The following is a 19,616-nucleotide window of genomic DNA, read 5'->3' as shown; positions in this document are numbered from 1 at the left end:
GGCAGAAGGAAAAGATATCTAATTTCTAGAAATAATACTTACTTAACAGTCTAATAACTGGTTAGTAGAGGCAGGTATATTTTAAATTTATTTGTCATCCTAAAATTGGCTTGAGTAATGAATAGCCAAGAACGCCTATTGCTGTGCGATTTGTTGACAAGCTAGGCGTTCTTGACAAGAATCATCTAAAGAAATCAAGTTGATAGAGCTAGTTATTGCCAGCTTCTAGCGGCATATTTTTACTTAGCTGTCTCTAATGGTTCGTTTGTGACTTGCGCGTCCTCTACGAAGACACCATCTTCACTGGTGAGGATACCGCTGAATTGAGTTCCTTGGGGTGTCTGAGCCACGCGACCAACTCCTGATGCGATTGTGCCGCTACCTGCGGTATACAGCACGTTGCCACCTGCACTTAACTGCTCGGCAATATCTGCCTTGAGCGAATCGCGGACGACTCTTTCGGCTTCTTCTGCCAGTGCAGTTTCTAAAGCTTCCAATTGTGCCTCCTGGTTGTGCTCAATCGCTGCTACAATCGCCGAACTGCCTGGAGGTAAGGCTGAACCAATTTCTTTCATTTCAGCCTTGAGTGGAGCGTTCTTCAACTTACCAATGAGTGCTCCGATCGCACCACCGCCCGCCGCAATCGCTGCAACCGACGGTGCAGCTAGTAGCCCAACCAAGCCACCGAGTATACCACCGGTAACCAAGCCTTTGGCTGTGCGATGTTTTGCATCAGTAATCTTAACTTTACCGTTAGTGTCTTTAACAACAACTGCGGCATCTTGGATACCGATTAACCCTGCCTTTTTACCCTGCTTGAGATCTGTCATGACTTTACCTGCACCGTCGGGTGTGCTGAACGCTGCCACAATAACTTGAACTGGATTGTTACTCATGATTCATTTCTCCTTTTTTGCTCTTGATTAAAAGGTATGAATTGTCGAAATCTACGCTAGCCAAATACTGTGACATCAGGCTTGAAGGCAGTTGTGTTAGACAAGTAGCTTAACGGAGCATATTCTGAACAGAATCTAACTAGACAGTCAGGGCTTCTTTCGCTAAGGTAGATGCCTGCTTAAGCTTTTCCTGCCGTTGTGCTACATCAGACTGAGTTTCTGCAATCTGCTTCTGTATCTGAGCTTTTCTTCTGTCGCTAGCAATTTTTGCCTGCTCTTGCAGTACATTGACTTTGTCTTGAAACTGACGATTGGTTTCTTCCATCCACTTGTTTGCCGCATCAACCTTGGATTGGAGTTTGCTGCGAGTGGCATCAATTTTGGCTTGGAGTTTAGCCTGCTGTTCTGCCGTTGCTGCATTGAATTCTTCCTCCAATGCTTGCAGTTCTGCTTGAGTCTCTCGGATTTCGCGATCAAGCTGATCGTCAATGACTTCGGTGCGGAGTTTACGGAATACTGTTCCTGCCAGTGGTTCCATTGATGTGTCGAGAGGAGTTGTCCAGTATTCATCAATGGATGCCACAACCGCTGCTTTACCTGGAGTTAGAACTCTGCTGACATCATCGAGAAACTCAAGGTCAATACCCATCTGGGATATATCGCTCACTGCTCCGCCAAGAGAGCCGCTAGCCATTCCTACAGCCATGCCAACAGGGCCTGCAAGCATACCCACCATGCTGCCTAGGGCTGCACCGAAGAGGGTTCCAAGGGGGCCTGCATCGGCTTGGCGCACATCAACTTTACCGTCTGTATCCTTAGCAATGACTGCGATCGCATAGAGGACTATATCTGCCTGCTGATGCAGCTTTCTAAGTTCGTTCAAACCACTGTAAGCTTTGCTTTCGTTGTCGAAAACGACTACAACCATTTTTTCCATGTTGGTTTGCTCCTTAGTTTGAGTTGGAGAGTAATCATTGGATTAGCTTTCAGATTTGAGCTAACCCAAAAACAGCTGTGTAGGCGTTCTCGGAGCATGGGTTTTGAGGTGAAATAAATCTCCGACGTAGAACCCCTATTAAATTTTCTTGTCGCTCACTGCCACAGATTAAAGATGTAGTATCTAGAGCAGTTAAATAGGTGTCACCGAATTTCATGATGCTGAGACCAAATTTTCTAAAGGGTGTTGGAGCAAACTCACGGGCTGCAAGTCAAACACATGGTAGCCCCATCCCGGTATATCAAAATACAGACCAGAGACTAGACTGTCACCGGAGCGCTCATAAACAATAGGATTCATTAAATCCTTGAGGTGAAATGACTTGCCTGTTAAGTCGTCGTCAGGCAGAGTTACATAACACTGGCTCTGATAGGATGCGTAGTTCACAATCACCAGCAACCGATTTTGTCCGGGTTCTTGCCAAGAAAAGCTGATGAAATTATTCCACGTCCAGTTGCCATCCCAGGCGGGAGTGCAGTTGAGCAGTCGCCAGGAGCCTTCTCGTAAAATTGGCAGCCGCAAACAGGTTAGCAGTTTGTAGTAGAAGGTATGTAGTTCTTCGTTAATAATTTCGCTGGGGCCTCTTTGGAGATGCACCGAAATCTTATGGATAAAGCCCTCTAGCTGCCCCTGATGCAGGAAGCGCAAACCCGGACTCAAAAAGGTGAGGATGGCGGCAGCACGATGCACATCGGGTGGAAAGGTAGCAGCAGCACGAGGTTCGTCGTGATTTTCTAGAAATCGAGCAGACTTGTTCTGATAGTCTAAGTCTGCCCAAAAATGTTCGCGCACGGGTTGGGCGTGTTGTTCGCGCAGGCGATCGTAGAGACGTTTGTCGTAGGTGTAGTCGAAACCGTGTTGTTGTAAAGTCCATTCCAAATCCCAGTAAACTTCTGCCATAAAGACGAAGCCGGGATGATATTGCCGTACTTTTGGGATGGCAATTTGCCAGAATGGTTCGGCTGCAATGCCCCAGGTGCGCTGAAAAATTTCTGGTAAAATCAGCATCGCCATATCGCACCGCACTCCATCACAGAATTGAGCAATTGTCAATAATTCACCTAGCATTGCCGCTTGCAGTAAAGGGTTCCCATAGTTGAGTTGGAGTGTATCCGGCCAACCAGCAAAGTAGGGATCGCGTCCATAGGCAAAGATGGTTTCACCAGAGGGTAAGGTGATTTGGCAATAGTTTTGAGGTTCTTGTGCTAGTAGCGCCTCGGTTCCCTGGACAAAAAAATCGGGATGGGTTTGCACCCAGGCATGATCAACAGCCATGTGGTTGGGAACGAAATCCAACATCAGTTTGAGTCCGCGCTGGTGGAGACGATCGCGCAGTCGTTCCATTGCTGTATTACCACCTAAGCGATCGCTGACAGCATAATTTTTAATGGCGAAACAAGAACCGCAGATATCCTCATCGGACAAGTCAATTAACAGTCGTCGATATTCCTCTAACCACTCTGGGTTTGACAGAGAAACACCTCGCCCCGCATCCCCTGTTTGCCAAACTCCCAGGAAATAAACCCAATCAAATCCCAAGCTGGCTATTTCATCGAGGGCTTTGTCAGGAATATCATCTAGTGTTGCTGGACGATGCAATTGCTTGGATAGCAATTGTATCCAGACACGAGTATTGACCTGGTATAAAAGGGGATACATAGGCGTTGACATGGCTTGGAACCTCCCATTTTTATCGTCGCTTTGCTCCTGGATGTGGGAAATGGCTTGAAAATTGGGAACACCTGCTCCCTACACCCTGTTTATCAATGACTCTACCATTCACGCTGCTGGGTCGATTCAAGAAAAAGCTGTAGCAAAGTTTGCTTAAGGACAATTCTGTTGTTCGATGCAGGTAAGCAACTTAAGCCCGATACCTTGAGAGTTCTCCAGGTGTTGTGATATCTGATACTCTTTCTTTAGTAAAGTAGCCCAAAGCGTGGATAATACGCGCAACGCAGCCCGTCCATCCAGTTTGGTGACTAGCACCGATGCCTGCACCATTATCCCCGTGGAAATATTCGTAGAACAAAATTAGATCGTGCCAATGGGGATCTGTCTGGAATTTCTCGGCACCGCCATAAACTGGACGACGACCAGATTTATCCTTGAGAAAAATACTCACAATTCGCTCGCTGATTTGCTGGGCGACATCAAATAGCGATAGGTGCTTACCAGATCCTGTGGGGTATTCTACGGTAAAAGAATCGCCGTAATAGGCATAGAGATGGAAAAGTGCTCGCAGCAGTAAGAGATTGACAGGCATCCAGATGGGGCCACGCCAGTTAGAATTGCCACCAAACATACCTGAGGTAGAGTCACCAGGAACGTATCCTACTTTGTACTCTTGTCCCGCGTGATAGAAGCTGTAAGGATGCTCTAAGTGATAGCGGGAAAGGGAACGAATGCCATAATCGCTGAGAAACTCAGATTCATCTAGCATTTTCGAGAGCACATGGCGTAGTTTATTTTCGTTTAAGATAGACAGCATTAGCCGATTTCGATGTCCGGGCTGATTAGGTAGATGAATATTATGAGTAAGTTCGGGGTGCTGCATAATGAACTTTTGTGCTTCTGCCTTAAAGCGTGGCAGTTTTGCAAAAGCTTCACTAGGGAAAACAACAACTGCCATCAAAGACAATAAACCTACTAGCGATCGCACTTTGAGACGAGTGGAGTTGCCATCGGGAAAACGCAGTACATCGTAGAAGAAACCATCTTCTTCGTCCCACAATTCGTCTTGATGTTCACCCATCCGATCCATTGCTCCAGCAATCCACATGGTGTGTTCTAAGAACTTAATCGCAAAGTCTTCGTAGAGTTGATCGTGGAGTGCTAGTTCAATTGCAATCTCAAACATCTGCTGACTAAAAAAAACCATCCAGGCAGTGCCGTCTGCTTGATCGAGATAGCCGCCTGTGGGTAACTGTGAACTGCGATCAAACACTCCAATGTTGTCCAATCCCAGGAATCCACCTTGAAACAAGTTGTCTCCGCCTTCGTCTTTGCGATTGACCCACCAAGTAAAATTGATCAGTAATTTGGAAAAGGCGTATTTGAGAAATTCAATATCCCCGACGCCGTTGTTGAGTTCGCGATCGCGGATATAAATTTCCCAGGTTGCCCAAGCGTGTACTGGCGGATTCACATCGCTAAAATTCCATTCATAGGCAGGGATTTGACCATTTGGATGCAAGTAATCTTCCTTCAGCATCAGCATCAGTTGATTTTTGGCAAAGTCCGGATCGATCAAGCTGATCGGAATGACGTGGAATGCCAGATCCCAGGCTGCGTACCAGGGATATTCCCACTTGTCTGGCATAGAAATAATATCGTCGTTATGCATATGGAACCAATCGCTGTTGCGCACATGCTTTCTTTGGGCTGCCAGCGTCCAAGGGGTGACGTTGCGCTCCCTTAGCCATTTATCGAGATCGTAATAGAAGTATTGTTTCGTCCACATCATCCCAGCTAGTGCTTGCCGCATAACATTCGTGCGATCGCTATCCGCTAGAACCGATGGTGGAGTCACGGCTTTATAGAACTCATCTGCTTCTTTTAGACGAGTCATAAAAATTTGGTCAAATTCAGCGCCAAATTCCTCACTGATATCAATCGGAGCAGATTTGGAAAGGCGCAATCGAATTACCTTTGTCTCCCCGGCTCCAATATTGATTTCGTAATGGGGTGAAACTTTTGTGCCAATTTTGTGGGGATTAACGGCGTCCCGCTGTCCATGTACAATGTAATTATTGATGCCATCTTTTACATAAAGACTGGCGTTAGGTGTGTTAAACAGCCGCTGATTGTTTGTTTCATTTTCCGTGAATAGCAGCGGAACTAAACCATCGCAGTAGAAGTAATAGTCGCTAATATATTGATTGAGCAAGGAATCTGTGATGTGAGCATGCACTACACTGTTATTCGTTCCCTCAACTTTTTTGAGTACAGGCTTTGTTCCACCGTCTGTCCAAGACCAAGTGTTGCGGAACCACAAAGTCGGGAGCACATGAATAGGATCTGTTTGTGATCCTCGATTAATAATACTGATTTTAATCAAAATATCTTCGACATCTGCTTTGGCGTATTCTACAAACACATCAAAGTAGCGATCATCGTCAAAAATGCCCGTATCCAAAAGTTCGTATTCCAGTTCATAACGACTGCGACGACGATTGGTGCTGAGTAAATCATCGTAAGGAAACTCTGCTTGCGGGTATTTGTAGAGGTACTTCATGTAAGAATGGGTGGGCGTACTATCGATGTAGAAGTAGTACTCTTTCACATCTTCGCCGTGGTTGCCTTCACCGTTAGTCAACCCAAACAACCGCTCTTTGAGAATAGGATCTTTGCCATTCCATAGTGCCAGTGCAAAGCAAAGCAAGTTATGGTTGTCGGTGATACCACCCAAACCGTCTTCTCCCCAGCGATATGCTCGCGATCGCGCGTGATCGTGTGGGAAATAATTCCAGGCGTTCCCATCAGAACTGTAGTCTTCGCGTACAGTACCCCACTGCCGCTCACTCAAATACGGCCCCCATTTGTACCAATCGGTTTTGCCAGTGCGGTTTTGCTCAAGCCTTTGTTCTTCCGCAGTCATAGATGTCTCCCGATCGTGTGAATCTTAGATTTTCAGCAGTGTGAAATCTCTAGACAGTTAATGCTGATATCATCTTTTTAATTTATTAAACAAATGCCAGTTAGGTACAGATAATTTTTCTAGCCAAAAATTAATAACTCTTATCTTTGAGTTTATAAACATTCTGAACTTTAAAGATTAAATTATTCTAAAAAATCCAAAAAGAATATACCCTAGACTACATAAATCTCAATTGAAAATAATACATTGGTCTGAAATTTATAACTCAACCGAACTGAGAAAAATTAAGGAATAAATTAATAGCTGAGTTCATCACTAGATTAGCTGGATTGTAAGCAAACAAGAAAAAATAAAGTATGACAGGCGTTTGAAAAAGCAGACATGGCAAGCCTATCAGTCCAATTATCTTCAAGAGTATTGAAGTAAGACTGTGCCACAAACCTAAAAAAGATTTAATAAAAATATGAAATCTTTAAACTCAGCAACTTAACACTTAGTTGCGAATAAACTTGTTAATTAAAATCATTTTTTTTCACAATATATGCGAACACCAACACCAATTACATCTGGTTGAAGGTGAGATGCATTGAAAAAATAGCTTTGATTGATGTTATTTTGTAACAGATTTAACATTACAGCAAAGAAATAAGAATGTGATAAGTAATAAATAAGGTGATTTTGCTAAAAATATGTAAATTACAGCGGATGAGAACGCTTTTGTCTGAGGAGCATCCCAAATGTTTGAGTTTATTTTTCAACGCAGAGAGAAGTTTGTAGACGCGCAAGCGGCTTCCGGCGATCAAAGCTTCGGTGGGAACGCAGAGTTTAACACTTTAGGCGCTGAGTCGCAAAGGGACACGCTACACGAACGCCTTCTCGCAGGGTAGGAATACAGAGCATTAATCTGAGCTAGTTCTTTTGCAGTGGCGATCGCCTCATAATCTTGTCAATGTCTAATGCGCCAAAATGACTTCTAGCTCTGAATTAGAATCTATTCTGAGGATTCTGCTCATTCCACACCTGCCTCGGCAGATATTTGTTTCATTACAACGACACCACTATCTTAGGTGAAAGATTATATCAGTATGTGTAGTGTAAAAATTGTAGAGGAGCCAGTGAGTAGAACAGGAGCATTAGGAGAAATTGAATCTCTTTATTTACGCGATCCTGATGGTAATTTGATTGAGGTTTCAAATTATCGGAACACACCCCAATCATACTGAATCATTGGTTACTATGATTTAGATTTTATTGGTAGTAAAGTATAAATGTCTGTTTGGCGTAAATATACCCTTATTATTCCTGTTAGCGTCAGCTTAGTTCTATTTCTTACCAGTTGTGACGACAGCAAAGCTTCTCAATGCCAGCGACTAATTACGGCTGTAAATGATGGAACCTCTCTTTTAGAGACAAATAAAGGCACTCAAGTGATCACAAGTTTGAAATTAGCTCAAGATTTGGAAGCTGTGGCTAAAAATATTGGAGAAAAAAACTTTAAAGATCCTAAGCTTCAAGAATTTCAAACCCGTTTTGTCAAAGTGTTTGCAACTCTTAGTCAAAATATTAACAAGGCTGGTAAGGCTCTTGGTGCAGCAAAGCTAACAGAAGCTTCATCATCTGGTAGAGATAAACTACAAAAGACTAGAGATGAAATTGATAATGCTTTAAAAGTAGCCACGATCGCTGCTAAACAGTCTGATATCTTAGCAGGTGAGGTGAATAAGTATTGTAGTCAGACTGAGTAGTACCACTGCTAAAAATATCTAGATTTCAAGAAGCGAGGTGTAACGCACGGATGGCGACAAATACAATTGCATTTTTCTGCCTGTGCTGCACCCGCCACGAGTGCGATCGCCATAGTTTCTTGCTACTGTGTGAGTGAATACTTTCTGGAATATCACTTAAATAAGATGAAATTGATAACATAGTTAAGATAATGGTAATATTCCACAATAAAAAATTTTGTGTGAAAGATTTGCCTATAGTGTTGTTATCGCTATACTAGATGATTAACACAAGGATTCCGAACCACCCCCTTCCTAACTATACTGTCACAGATTCAGTTTTCATATATACACGACTCTTTATTTAGAGTGAAATGAAACTGATTCACTGTTGGCAGAAAAAATAGTCAGCTTTTAGTTGTTTTATCTGTCAACAATGTAGGTTCACGCTCACAAGGAAATAACCAATCTTCACACACATCTTCAGAGGAAGTAGCAATGAAAGCGGATCTGATTGAATTGATGGACAGAATTATACAAGTCTTACAAATAAATATACGTTGGATGACTTGGAATTTATTTCTGGCGTTTATACCTTTGGCTCTAAGTATTTGGTTATTTCGGATTAAACGTGGACGTTCTTGGGTTTGGTGGTTGGGTTTGGTGGTATTTTACGCTTTCTTACCAAATGCGCCTTATTTGTTGACTGATGTCATTCACCTAATTCATGATATCCGTACAATTCAATCTGTGTGGATAATTAGCCTCGTGTTAATCCCGGTATATGTGTTAGTGATTTTGGCTGGTTTTGAAGCTTACGTCATCTCTCTAATTAATTTGGGTTACTATTTGCATCGTATTGGTAAGAGTCAATGGATTTTTTGGGTTGAAATCATTACCCATGCTTTATGTGCTATTGGTATTTATTGGGGGCGTTTTTTACGTTTCAATAGTTGGGACTTTGTAACTCAACCAGATGCTTTATTAACTAAAGGGATAGAGGAAATTCTTGGTAAACAACCATTAGTTATTATCACTATAACTTTTGGCATACTTGTTGGCTTGTATTGGTTGATGAAACGAGTGACTCTTGGTTTTATAAAGCAAAGAAACAATAGTATAGATATTCCTTCTCAAAGTATCAATACTAACAATTAACTCTCAAGATTAAGCAGCAAACACTGAGCATACAGACACGATGTTCGTCGCGTCTGTACTTACTAACTATTGTATTTGTCGCCGTGCAGCTTCTAAAAGCAGGCGTTTTTCAGCACGAGTAATGGCTTGATATGTCCTAGAAACGGCTTCTGGTTCTACGGAAATAGAAGTAATACCCCATTTAACTAGGCTCTCAACAATCTCTGGATACAACGTTGGAGCTTGCCCACAGATTGAGCAAGGAATTCCCCCTTCTGTTGCCATGCGAATAAGTTGAGCTATGGCACCTATTACCGCCGGATGACGTTCATCAAATGCTTGTGCTAGCTGCCCTTGCTCTCTATCTACTCCTAACAGTAGTTGAGTTAGATCATTTGTTCCAATTGAAATACCTTGCACCCCAGCTTTGATATATTCTGGCAATAAAAACAGCACACTTGGTACTTCTGCCATTATCCATAATTGAAACTGAGGTACTTGAGTCAATTTTGCTTGTTCGACTTTTTGCCGACAAAAGCGAAATTCCTCTAAAGTACGAACAAAGGGCAAAAGTAGGTGGATGTTAGTATAACCAGCTTTTTGTACGGTTGCCAAAGCAGTGAGTTCTATTTCAAAAAGGGCGGGATTCGCTAGATAACTAAAAGTACCTCGCTCTCCGAGCATTGATGCTGGAGAAGATGGTAAATTATCTCTTAAAGATGAGAATTCGTGCGATCGCCAATCCAAAGAGCGATAAAAAATCGGTCGTGGTGCAAAAGCACGAGCAAACTGCATAATAGTTTCGCACCAACGCTCTAACAATTGTGTTTGATGCCCCTCGTTCAACCAAGTATTAGGATGCTCTCCATTTAAGATATTGAGCGACATCAGTTCTGAGCGCAATAATCCAACTCCATCCACAGGCAAGGATTGCACTTGCTCAATCAGACTCGGTTGACTCAAGTTAACTAGTAACTTAGTAGCAGTCATCGGTTGCTCGAAGTTAATCGAGTGGGTAGGGTGATGAGGAGAGAGTTCTTCTAGGTGTTTTCTTGTCTGATTTTCTTGTTGTTTGTTTACATCTTCTACTGTGTTCATGCCGAGCCGATAAACTTCTCCTTTTTCACCATCTATCAGCACTCGTTCACCGTTTTGAATGAAAGTTGTGGCATTTGCTAAATTCACTATTGCTGGAATTCCCAATTCTCTTGCCAGTATCGCAGCATGGCTAGTTAATCCTCCTTGCTCAGTGATGATGCCGCCTGCTTGTTGCAAGATTGGTAACCAATCTGGTGTAATAACTGGTGTGACTAAAATTACTCCTTTGGGTATTTGTGCTGGTTTTTGTCGGGAATTAGCAATCACATGGGCAGTGGCTGTGACACGTCCTGCTGCTGTTCCCAATCCTTTGAGAAAATGAAAATTAGAAATACCTAATTGAGGGGCGATGACTTGGGTTAGATAAAGCGCTCTAGAGGATTCTTGTTGTGGAATTGTCCATTTTAAGGTAAAGTTTTTGCCAAACTCTTTGGCAATTTGTTTCGCTAATCCAATTAATTGTTGTAAATTTTCTTCTGGTAGAGCATACTGTTTTTGTTGAACTTCTTCTATAAAGTTGGTTTGTAAACATGAGCACTCTGGTATTTCTCCAGACAAAGTTATGTGTTGCAAATCAACTCTATAATTTGTTTTGTCAATTTGATATGCTAAGGTTTTGTTCCCCAATTGTTGCTCCAACACTGCACCAGTTTCCGGATGAATGTAGTAAGAATCTGGTAGAACTTCACCGTAAGCGATCGCCATTCCCAATCCCCAAGTAGCTTGAATTTCCCATCCTGAAGAGTTAGCAACGAGCAAGCCAGAGGCGATCGCATTTTGAATTGGTTGTACTAGAATTGCGAAATTAATTTGTTGCAAATCAATCTCTACCTGCTGCCAATATAGTAAACTTCTAGCTCGAAACAGCTGACTCCAAGTTTGCTTGAGTACCATGGCGATCGCTTCTGGCTCACAACAACAAACTTGTGACTCCAGCAATCCAGATATGCTCCCAACAGACTGTTTCATATTTGGAAGCATCAAGCTGGGGCGAAAAATCAGATATTTAGTTTCTAATTGCCTAGCTGCTTTGAGGATTGTGTTCAACAATTGGGGTGGTACCGTAGCATTAATTATCTCCTGACGCAGACCACTAGCTACCTGCCGAAGTTGACGCCAATTATTCACATCTAAATGTAAGGAGGAGTGAGGTAAGTCAGCAACTAGCGCCTCTGAACTATTGAGGTTTTCTAGAAATTTTCGCAAAACTGATGCTGCAATCACAAAACCAGGTAGCACCGGATAACTACGATGCATGATTCTGCTTAAATAAAAAGCTTTATCACCAACTTCGGCGCGATCTTGCAGTTTAATTTTCTCAAGCCAGTAGAGTTTGTCCACTCAGTTAGTCAGTTGTCAGTTATCGGTTGTCATCATCTCTAGTTAAAACCAGAGAAATCCATTTTTAGTGGTGTTTCGTTATTTATCAAAATTACTGCTAGCTAATGTATGAGCGGGTTTAACTATGATAATTGCAGGCTTCTGTTTATTAAATTAAATCACCACAATGGCAGCACGTATGTGCTAATAAAATTTTTACTAACTTTTCTAGAGAGCCTCTTGATGTCCAAGCTGGTAAATTCTCTCGTCTGCTTGCTCAGAATGATCTTAGCTCTTAGAGTTGTGAATTAGCTATACTGAAAATGCTAAAGATGGTATTTATCTAATTAGCGATTTTGTTTTTACCCTGACATTTGTATGTCTGTAATCAACACATCTGGAAGCGTAGCAAAGAGCCGAGGTAAACTCTTGGGTGTTTTCCCGTGAGCTTTGCTCTGTTGGTCTGCTTGCAGGGCATCTGAGAAAAGAAAATCTATACCGGAACTTTCCAGATTATACCAGAATAACAGTAGCAAGGGGAGAGTTTGAGAACTAAAAAAGACAAATTGTACAGAATATTCCTCCTCTTTACTAAAGACATCCCTTGACTAGTTCCGTATGCTGGCATGAAGTCAGCTTTAGTAATTGCAAAACATTAGATATGTGGATTTTATACCGTCGTGATCGCTTTTGAATCGCGTCTTTTGAATAAAAAATATGACATCCCAATCATTATTACTGATTAATACATACTACCTTTCACCTCATGATTGGTTTAACCTAACCTTTAGGTTGTGTCTCGCTTTGCTATTTGGGGCAGTTATCGGCTTAGAACGTGAACTAAGACGTAAACCCGCCGGTTTAAGAACTCATATGTTGGTTAGTGTTGGTTCGGCATTATTTGTTCTTGTCATCTTGCAAACGGCTGCTGTTTCAGCAGATTACGATCCTCTCAGTCGTGTCATCCAAGGTGTTGCAGCTGGTATCGGTTTTCTTGGCGCTGGAGAAATCTTACGTGAATCGCCTGAAGAATCCCAACGTACTAAAATTCGTGGACTTACCTCAGCAGCAGCTATCTGGATATCAGCAGCTTTGGGAATAGCGGCTGGATGTGGTTTATGGCAATTAGGATTAATTAGTACTGTGTTGTCTTTTTTGGTTCTGAACGTCTTAAAAAGGTTGCAATAATTATAGTAACTTTGTATCTTTTTTTATACTATACATTACTAAACATCGTAATTTTTATACTATAAGCTAAGTATCGTATCGCTTTGAACTAGTTGATATGGTGTGTGAGCGAGGTATTAATTAAGGATGCGCGGATGAAAAAGCTGATTTCAACAATTGCGATCGCTTCTAGCCTAATTTTAATTTCTAGCTGCGATAATCCTCAGAATAATACTTCTACAGAAACTCAAAAAGACACCATTACTCAAGTCAAAAAAGATACTCCCCAGAGTAATTCTGTCAAAACCACTACTGCTAATCAAGACAACGCTAATACCACAAAGCCAGCTTCATCCAAACAACCAACAGTTGGTACAGTCAAAAGTATACAAAATGGCGACCTTCTTTGTTACGTAAGTTTAGTAGACGAAAATGGAAAAGAGCATAACGTTGGTGCAGATTTTGAGATGTGTGCGCAAGAAAAAACTTTTTTGAATCAGAAAGTACGCATCTATTATGAAATAGCATCGGTTAGTGATTGTCAAAGTGCTGAACCGTGTGGGAAAAGTCGTCAAGAATCCATTATTACCAAGATGGAAATCATAGGGAAAAAATCATAAAGCCATCTCCCTTCTTGAAATTTACGATTAATTGTATTAAATATTACCGCGTTTGCTGTGTCCATCAATACTGACAACCAATGTCGCGATCACTTGGACTAATTCTTCAGGATCAACGGGTTTGGACAGATGCTTTTGAAATCCTGTTTCCAGGGCTTTTTGCTGATCGTACTCTGTGGCATAGGCAGTTAGGGCAATTGCTGGAATTGCTCCTCCTTTTTCGGGCGGTCTATTCCTGATTTGTCGCATTAGCATATAACCATCGATATCAGGCATCCCAATATCGCTAATTAACAAGTCTAGTTGGGAAATATCTAACAGTGCCAATGCTTGAGTAGCCGATGCTGCAACCCTCACCTGCGCTCCATATTGTTCCAAAATGGTGAGTACTAAGTCTCGCATATCAGCTTCATCATCAACTATGAGAATTTGTAGTTGACTAAAATCAAAGGTGCTAACAGGAAATAGGTTGTCCTGAGTTGTTTTCCCAACAACGGTTATTAACGGTAATCTGACCGTAAACGTTGCACCTAAAGCCTCACCAGGACTTTCTGCATACACAGTTCCTCCATGCAGTTCTACTAAGTGACGGACGATTGCCAATCCCAATCCTAGCCCGCCAAATTTCCTCGTTATTGTCGCATCTGCTTGTCGAAAGTACTCAAATACGTACGGCAAAAAGTCACAATCAATACCTTGACCCGTGTCGCTGACTTTAATTTCAGCCTGTGAATCAATACACCTCAGTCTAATTTCAACCCGTCCGCCCGATGGAGTAAATTTAACGGCATTTGTAAGTAGATTCCAAATTACTTGCTGTAGGCGAGCAGAATCACCCAAAACTTGCCCAGCATTTGGCTCAAACACAGTCTCAATTTGAATTGATTTAGCTTGGGCTGCTAACTGCACAGTTTCAATAGCTGCTTCAATTGTCGGAGCCAAATCCACAGGAGCCTTGTTGAAACTAAGCTTACCTTGCAAAATGCGTGAGACATCCAAAAGATCCTCTATGAGTTGGGTTTGGAGTTTAGCGTTACGCTCAATTGTTTCTAAGGCATAATCTATTTTGGCAGCATCTAATTTTCCAGCACGAAGCAATTTAGACCAACCCAAGATCGGATTGAGCGGCGTTCGCAACTCATGAGACAATACCGCCAAGAACTCATCTTTGACTCGGTTGGCAGCTTCTGCTGTATTTCTTGCTGTTCGTTCAGCTTCGTAGAGGCGAGCATTATCAATGGCGATCGCGGCTCGATGGGCAATGTCTTCTGCCAAGGCTAGATCTGCTTGACTGTAACGGCGATCGGATTGGGCAGTGACAAAGGAAATTGCTCCCAAAATCTGCCCACGGGCAAGCAACGGTGAGATAATGCCAGACTTTAAGCCCAGTTCACGCAAAATTCGCAGATGTTCAGCGTCTTGAGCCATCATCACCAATGTAGCATCTGGTATTTCAGTTGCCATTTCGGTTTTCCCAGTTCGCAGCACTTTGGGTACTCCCTCCGTGGCGTTGATTTGTCTAGGATATCGGCGATGAATTTCCCAACCCAATTCCACTTTGTTTGGAGCGTGGTGAGCCACTGCAACCCGATGAATAAATTGATTGTCTTGCAGTAGGTCGATCGCACACCAATCTGCAAAGAACGGCACCACCAAATTTGCAACACTTGCCAAAGTACATTCATAATCCAAGGAGGATGCCAATGCTGTGCTAACTTCTGCAAGAAATGCCGATCGCCACTGCTCGGATTCTGCTTCTAGACGCGCAGTTTGCTCTTGAACTTGCTGCCGCATCAATTGGGCGCGTTCCGCTTCCGAGCGTTTGCGCTCGGTAATGTCTTTGTTGATACTAATGAAAAAGATTGGATTTCCGGCTTTGTCGTACACAGTTTTAGCTGTTGTTTCAATTGGCACTGCGGAGCCATCTTTTCGTAGACAGAGAACTTCACCACAAAAGGCTCCTGTTTCTTGAATGGAGCGAATCATTTGAGCCATCATCCTCGGTTTGATATTTGGGTGATGGAGAAAGTTTACGGGTTTGCCGATCGCCTCTTTTGCTGTGTAGTTAAAAATTTGCTCGGCATTGCCTAACCAGCGTTGAATCTTACCCTCCAAATCGGTTAACAAAATGGCATCAGGCATCTGTTGCAAAGCAGCATCGGAAATCAGTAGCTCTGCTTCGGCTTGTTTACGTTCAGTGATGTCGTGCATTACGACAACTGCCCCCTGTTTTTTGCCCTGACTATCGGCGATCGTCTGTCCACTAGCAAGTAAAGTCTTTGCGGTTCCATATTTGGGTGCAATTACCATTTCGACATTCTCGATTGTCTGTTCTTGTAGCGCTCGAAATAGTGGGATCTCGTTTTTGGACATCCGCGTTTTACCATCAGGCAAATATAGATCATAGTGTTCTGCCCATTCTTCAGGTGGCAGTGGTTGCTCCGGCAAGCCATGAAATTCTCGTGCGGCTCGATTAAATAGAGTCAAAATCCCCTCGGCGTTACAGGCTACAATTCCTGCTTGAACATTATCAAGCAGCACTCTGAGTAACTCTTGTTCTTTTTGCAGGGCTGCTTGAGCTTGCTGGCGCTCGCCAATTTCCGACTGAAGTAATTCGTTTGCTTGGGATAATTCAGCTGTTCGTTGTTCAACTAAACGCTCCAACTCATACTGGACTTGTTGCCGTACTTCCTCTGTTTGCTGTCGCTCTAGTTCGGTGGCGATGCGGAGGGCAAAGATAGTCAATAGAGATTCTGTAAGCTGAACATTCGTCAAAGCATTGCTATCCATCACGCCCAGTAAGCCAAGGGGTACACCCGTGGAGTCAAAAAACGGAACCGCGACATAACTTTCCACATTTAGAGGTTCTAACAGTGGTGCGTTGGGAAACAAAGCTTGGACTCGATGGGGATAGCAGCACAATTTTCGTGTCTGAAGGACTTCCTGGCAGGGGGTATCATGCAGCAGGTATGCAAAGTTGTCGATGATTTGACCCTTCGCGCAAGTGGCGATCGTCTGGATTGCTTCCTGGTTATCTCCATCTACTAAACCAATATAGGTATAATCTACTCCCAACACTTTGCTCAAATGTTGCACCAAAGCAAAGAAAAAAGCTTCACCCGTGGCAACAGAAACGCCTTGAGTCACCTCTAACAACGCTACATCGATTTGAGCAATTTTACGGGCTGCCAGCCGTAGTTCTAGTTCATCCATCACCATTGCGGCAAGATCTGCCAGAACAGCCTTTTGCTCATCGCTTAAGCCATCACGCGGTTTAGTATCTAACAAACAAAGAGTACCTAAGTTGAAGCCATCTTGGGTTAGCAATGGCGCACCAGCATAGAACCGCAGCCCTGGTTCATTTTGTACAAATGGATTACAGATAAGGCGATTGTCTAGCCTGGTGTCGGGAATAACTAAAACTTCATCAGATAAGAGCGCAAAGCTACAAATAGTCGCATCTCGTTGCACTTCCCGTATCTCAAAGCCATGGGCAGATTTAAACCAGCCTCTCGATTCATCAATTAGCGAAACCAGCGCGATCGGCACATTCAATAAACGTGCTGCTAAGGAGGTGATGCGATCAAAAGCAGCTTCTGGTGGTGTATCGAGAATGTTGTATCGCCGCAGTGCCTCTAAGCGTTCTACCTCATTTGCAGGTACAGGGGCAGTTGTTGCAATGGCTTTAGGGAAAATTTCAGTCATGAACTTTGAGGAGTAGGAGCGAGTAGAGGGCTGGAAATGCAACGGGAATTATATTATCATTATTGGACTTAAGGACGCCTAACCAGGTGAGGTGAAAAGCAATGCTAAATGGAGTGATTTCCGAAGCCTCCAGAGGTTGCTTGTTGCTGATTTATTTCTTCTGTATAAGCACTCAAGGCGAGCCTCTTGAAGAGGAGCTTGGCTAATACCGGAATTTGTCTACCTTGCTCTCAGTCTCTGGCATTGCGATGTCGTACCAACTTCGGTTAATCACTTATCAGCATTTCTCCGCGTCCCCGCGTCTGTGTTTCTCCACGTCAGCCTCATTGATAAGTCTTTAAACTGACACGATATCACTGAGTTAATGTCTGGTGTTGATTGCACTAATACTTCTAGTGCTTCATCTGTTGTAAAGACTTACCAAGCTGTTTGGTAAGATTTTCTAGCTTTTCTAAAATAGTAGGATCTAAATTTCTAACTCAGATTTGAGCCTTCTTTTAAGGTTATTTTTTAGCTACTTCTATTTGAGATTTTAAGTTAGTTTCAGTAAAGTTGGAAAATACACAAAAATATTAAGCTTCTGGTTCAATCCCAAGTGATCGCAATTGGGCAGCTAGGCGATCGGCTCTTTGACGTTCTTGTTCTGCTCTTTGGCGTTCTTGTTCTGCCCTTTCATTGCCAGTCAACAACAAATTACCTTGAAAATCCCACCAGCGCAGCCAGGGTAATTCCACGTTCTGAAATTGTCCTTGCCAAATACCTAACTCAACTCCTAAAGGAGGTATGGGATAATGTCCTCGCTCATTTGCTGCTAATAGCTGATATTGCCCACCAACAAATTCATAAAATTCTATATTCGCTTTCTTCGCTTCATAAATGCCGTAGAATGCAGGACGAATTACTTGCTCATAAATCCAAAATTTACCTGTCCAAGGAGTTTGATCTCGTTCCTCGCTTCCATCTCCAGAGACAAATTCTAAGACAATCATCGGAGCAATATACTCTCGCCACAAAACATAAGACCTTCGTGTTTGTCCATCAAGCAAGGGTGGTACATTTGGGACATAAAACCAATCTGGTGCTTCTGCACCTTTCTCTGGAGGATCGCTCAAGCGCCAATAAATGCCCAAGTCTTGTCCAATACAATATTGACCACCGGGATGTAATTGCTGGAGTATAGGTGTAATTGAGTCAGTCAGTAAAATACTTTGCGGGTGTTCTTGCCAGTTCTTCACAAAGGTGCCATTGGAATCTGGTAGCTGTGTATGATCAGGGAAAGGAGTGAGATCGGTGGTTGAATTGGTTGCAGAGGTCATAAGGCTACCTTTGCTTGGGAGTGAGGGTTGTATTTTAGTTTAGCAATCTGAAGGTAAGGGAGGCGATCGCTATGTGCGCACCTTTGAACCAAAGTCAGAAAACATTAAGCTTCTGGTTCAATCCCAAGCGATCGCAATTGGGCAGCTAGGCGATCGGCTCTTTGACGTTCTTTTTCAGCTCTTTCCTCGCCAGTCAACAACAAATTGCCTTGCAAATCCCACCAGCGCAACCAGGGTAATTCCATATTCTGATATTCCCCCTGCCATATACCTAATTCAACACCTAAAGGATGGATGGGATAATGTCCGCGCTCATTTACTGCTAATTGCTGATACTGTCCCTCAATTTGGTGATAAACTTCCACACTGGCTTTATTTACTTCATAAATGCCGTAAAAAGCCGGGTGAATCACTTGTTCATAAATCCAAAATTTCCCCTTCCAAGGGGTTTGATCTCGTTCTTCGCTTCCATCTCCAGAGACAAATTCTAAGACAATCATCGGGGCAATAAATTCTTGCCACAATACATAAGACCTCCGTGTTTGCCCATTGAGCAATGGTGGTACATTTGGTACATAGAACCAGTCGGGAGCTTCTGCACCTTTCTCTGGAGGATCGGTTATGCGCCAATAGATACCGCAATCTTGACCAATACAGTATTGCCCATCAGGATGACGTTTTTGCAATATGGGTTTAATAGAGTCGGTTAGTAGAATGCTTTGTGGATGTTCCTGGAAATTTTTCACAAAAGTGCCGTCAGACTCTGGTAACTGTGTATGGTCAGGGAAAGGAGTAAGATCGGTGGTTGGATTGGTTGCAGAGGTCATAAGGCTACCTTTGCTTGGGAGTGAGGGTTGTATTTTAGTTTAGCAATCTGAAGATAAGGGAGGCGATCGCACTGAATTTGTTAAAGTGAGGTACAAGCATTAAAGTAAGTTATAAAAAAAATAGATGATTACCTCAAAATTGTCTAAACTCCCAGCTTTGATGAGTAAATCAGACAGTTTTAGGATTATAAATTTTTAAGGGGGTCGTGGAG

The 19,616-nt window shown here is 42.8% G+C and carries 13 protein-coding genes; 4 read left to right on the top strand and 9 right to left on the bottom strand.

Annotation, left to right across the window (positions count from 1 at the left end):
- Window positions 1-239 precede the first annotated feature (239 nt).
- From U2718_RS25215 to U2718_RS25200, 4 genes are all read right to left on the bottom strand, one after another.
- Complete coding sequence (locus U2718_RS25215; protein WP_341995918.1) at window positions 240-896, bottom strand: DUF1269 domain-containing protein; 657 nt, start codon at window positions 894-896, stop codon at window positions 240-242.
- A gap of 139 nt (window positions 897-1,035) precedes the next feature.
- Window positions 1,036-1,833, bottom strand: a complete 798-nt coding sequence (locus tag U2718_RS25210) for a DUF1269 domain-containing protein (protein ID WP_341995920.1) — start codon at window positions 1,831-1,833, stop codon at window positions 1,036-1,038.
- Window positions 1,834-2,046: 213 nt separating this feature from the next.
- Entirely contained in the window at window positions 2,047-3,564 is a 1,518-nt protein-coding gene (locus U2718_RS25205; RefSeq protein ID WP_341995922.1) for an alpha-amylase family glycosyl hydrolase, read from the bottom strand.
- A 190-nt stretch (window positions 3,565-3,754) separates the two neighbouring features.
- Window positions 3,755-6,490: an MGH1-like glycoside hydrolase domain-containing protein gene (locus U2718_RS25200; RefSeq protein WP_341995924.1), complete on the bottom strand. Its 2,736-nt coding sequence runs from the start codon at window positions 6,488-6,490 to the stop codon at window positions 3,755-3,757.
- Between the two features lie 1,268 nt (window positions 6,491-7,758).
- Here U2718_RS25200 and U2718_RS25195 point away from each other — a divergent pair.
- A complete protein-coding gene (locus tag U2718_RS25195; protein ID WP_341995925.1) occupies window positions 7,759-8,235 on the top strand; it encodes a hypothetical protein in 477 nt (158 codons plus the stop codon).
- Between the two features lie 25 nt (window positions 8,236-8,260).
- On the opposite strand, the gene U2718_RS25190 is transcribed toward U2718_RS25195, so the two are convergent.
- Window positions 8,261-8,416: a hypothetical protein gene (locus U2718_RS25190; protein ID WP_341995927.1), complete on the bottom strand. Its 156-nt coding sequence runs from the start codon at window positions 8,414-8,416 to the stop codon at window positions 8,261-8,263.
- Window positions 8,417-8,712: 296 nt separating this feature from the next.
- On the opposite strand from U2718_RS25190, the gene U2718_RS25185 reads away from it, so the two are divergent.
- Window positions 8,713-9,372 (top strand): DUF1361 domain-containing protein, encoded by a 660-nt coding sequence (locus U2718_RS25185; protein ID WP_341995929.1) that lies wholly within the window; start codon window positions 8,713-8,715, stop codon window positions 9,370-9,372.
- A gap of 66 nt (window positions 9,373-9,438) precedes the next feature.
- On the opposite strand, the gene U2718_RS25180 is transcribed toward U2718_RS25185, so the two are convergent.
- On the bottom strand, window positions 9,439-11,790 hold the full coding sequence (locus U2718_RS25180; RefSeq protein ID WP_341995931.1) for a putative PEP-binding protein: 2,352 nt from the start codon (window positions 11,788-11,790) through the stop codon (window positions 9,439-9,441).
- Between the two features lie 696 nt (window positions 11,791-12,486).
- On the opposite strand from U2718_RS25180, the gene U2718_RS25175 reads away from it, so the two are divergent.
- Entirely contained in the window at window positions 12,487-12,957 is a 471-nt protein-coding gene (locus U2718_RS25175) for an MgtC/SapB family protein (protein ID WP_341995933.1), read from the top strand.
- A 134-nt stretch (window positions 12,958-13,091) separates the two neighbouring features.
- Window positions 13,092-13,556: a hypothetical protein gene (locus U2718_RS25170; protein WP_341995935.1), complete on the top strand. Its 465-nt coding sequence runs from the start codon at window positions 13,092-13,094 to the stop codon at window positions 13,554-13,556.
- A gap of 36 nt (window positions 13,557-13,592) precedes the next feature.
- Here the strand turns inward: U2718_RS25170 and U2718_RS25165 are convergent, their stop codons facing one another.
- The 3 genes from U2718_RS25165 to U2718_RS25155 form a co-directional block, all read right to left on the bottom strand.
- Window positions 13,593-17,261 (bottom strand): GAF domain-containing protein, encoded by a 3,669-nt coding sequence (locus U2718_RS25165; RefSeq protein ID WP_341995936.1) that lies wholly within the window; start codon window positions 17,259-17,261, stop codon window positions 13,593-13,595.
- Between the two features lie 572 nt (window positions 17,262-17,833).
- Window positions 17,834-18,577, bottom strand: a complete 744-nt coding sequence (locus U2718_RS25160) for a Uma2 family endonuclease (protein WP_341995938.1) — start codon at window positions 18,575-18,577, stop codon at window positions 17,834-17,836.
- 104 nt (window positions 18,578-18,681) lie between these two features.
- Entirely contained in the window at window positions 18,682-19,404 is a 723-nt protein-coding gene (locus tag U2718_RS25155) for a Uma2 family endonuclease (protein ID WP_341995940.1), read from the bottom strand.
- Window positions 19,405-19,616: the final 212 nt, after the last annotated feature.

It is taken from the genome of Chlorogloeopsis sp. ULAP02, from assembly GCF_038404745.2.
GTDB lineage: Bacteria > Cyanobacteriota > Cyanobacteriia > Cyanobacteriales > Nostocaceae > Chlorogloeopsis.
The sequence above is the reverse complement of the archived record's forward strand: the minus strand, read 5'-3'. Positions and strand labels throughout refer to the sequence as shown.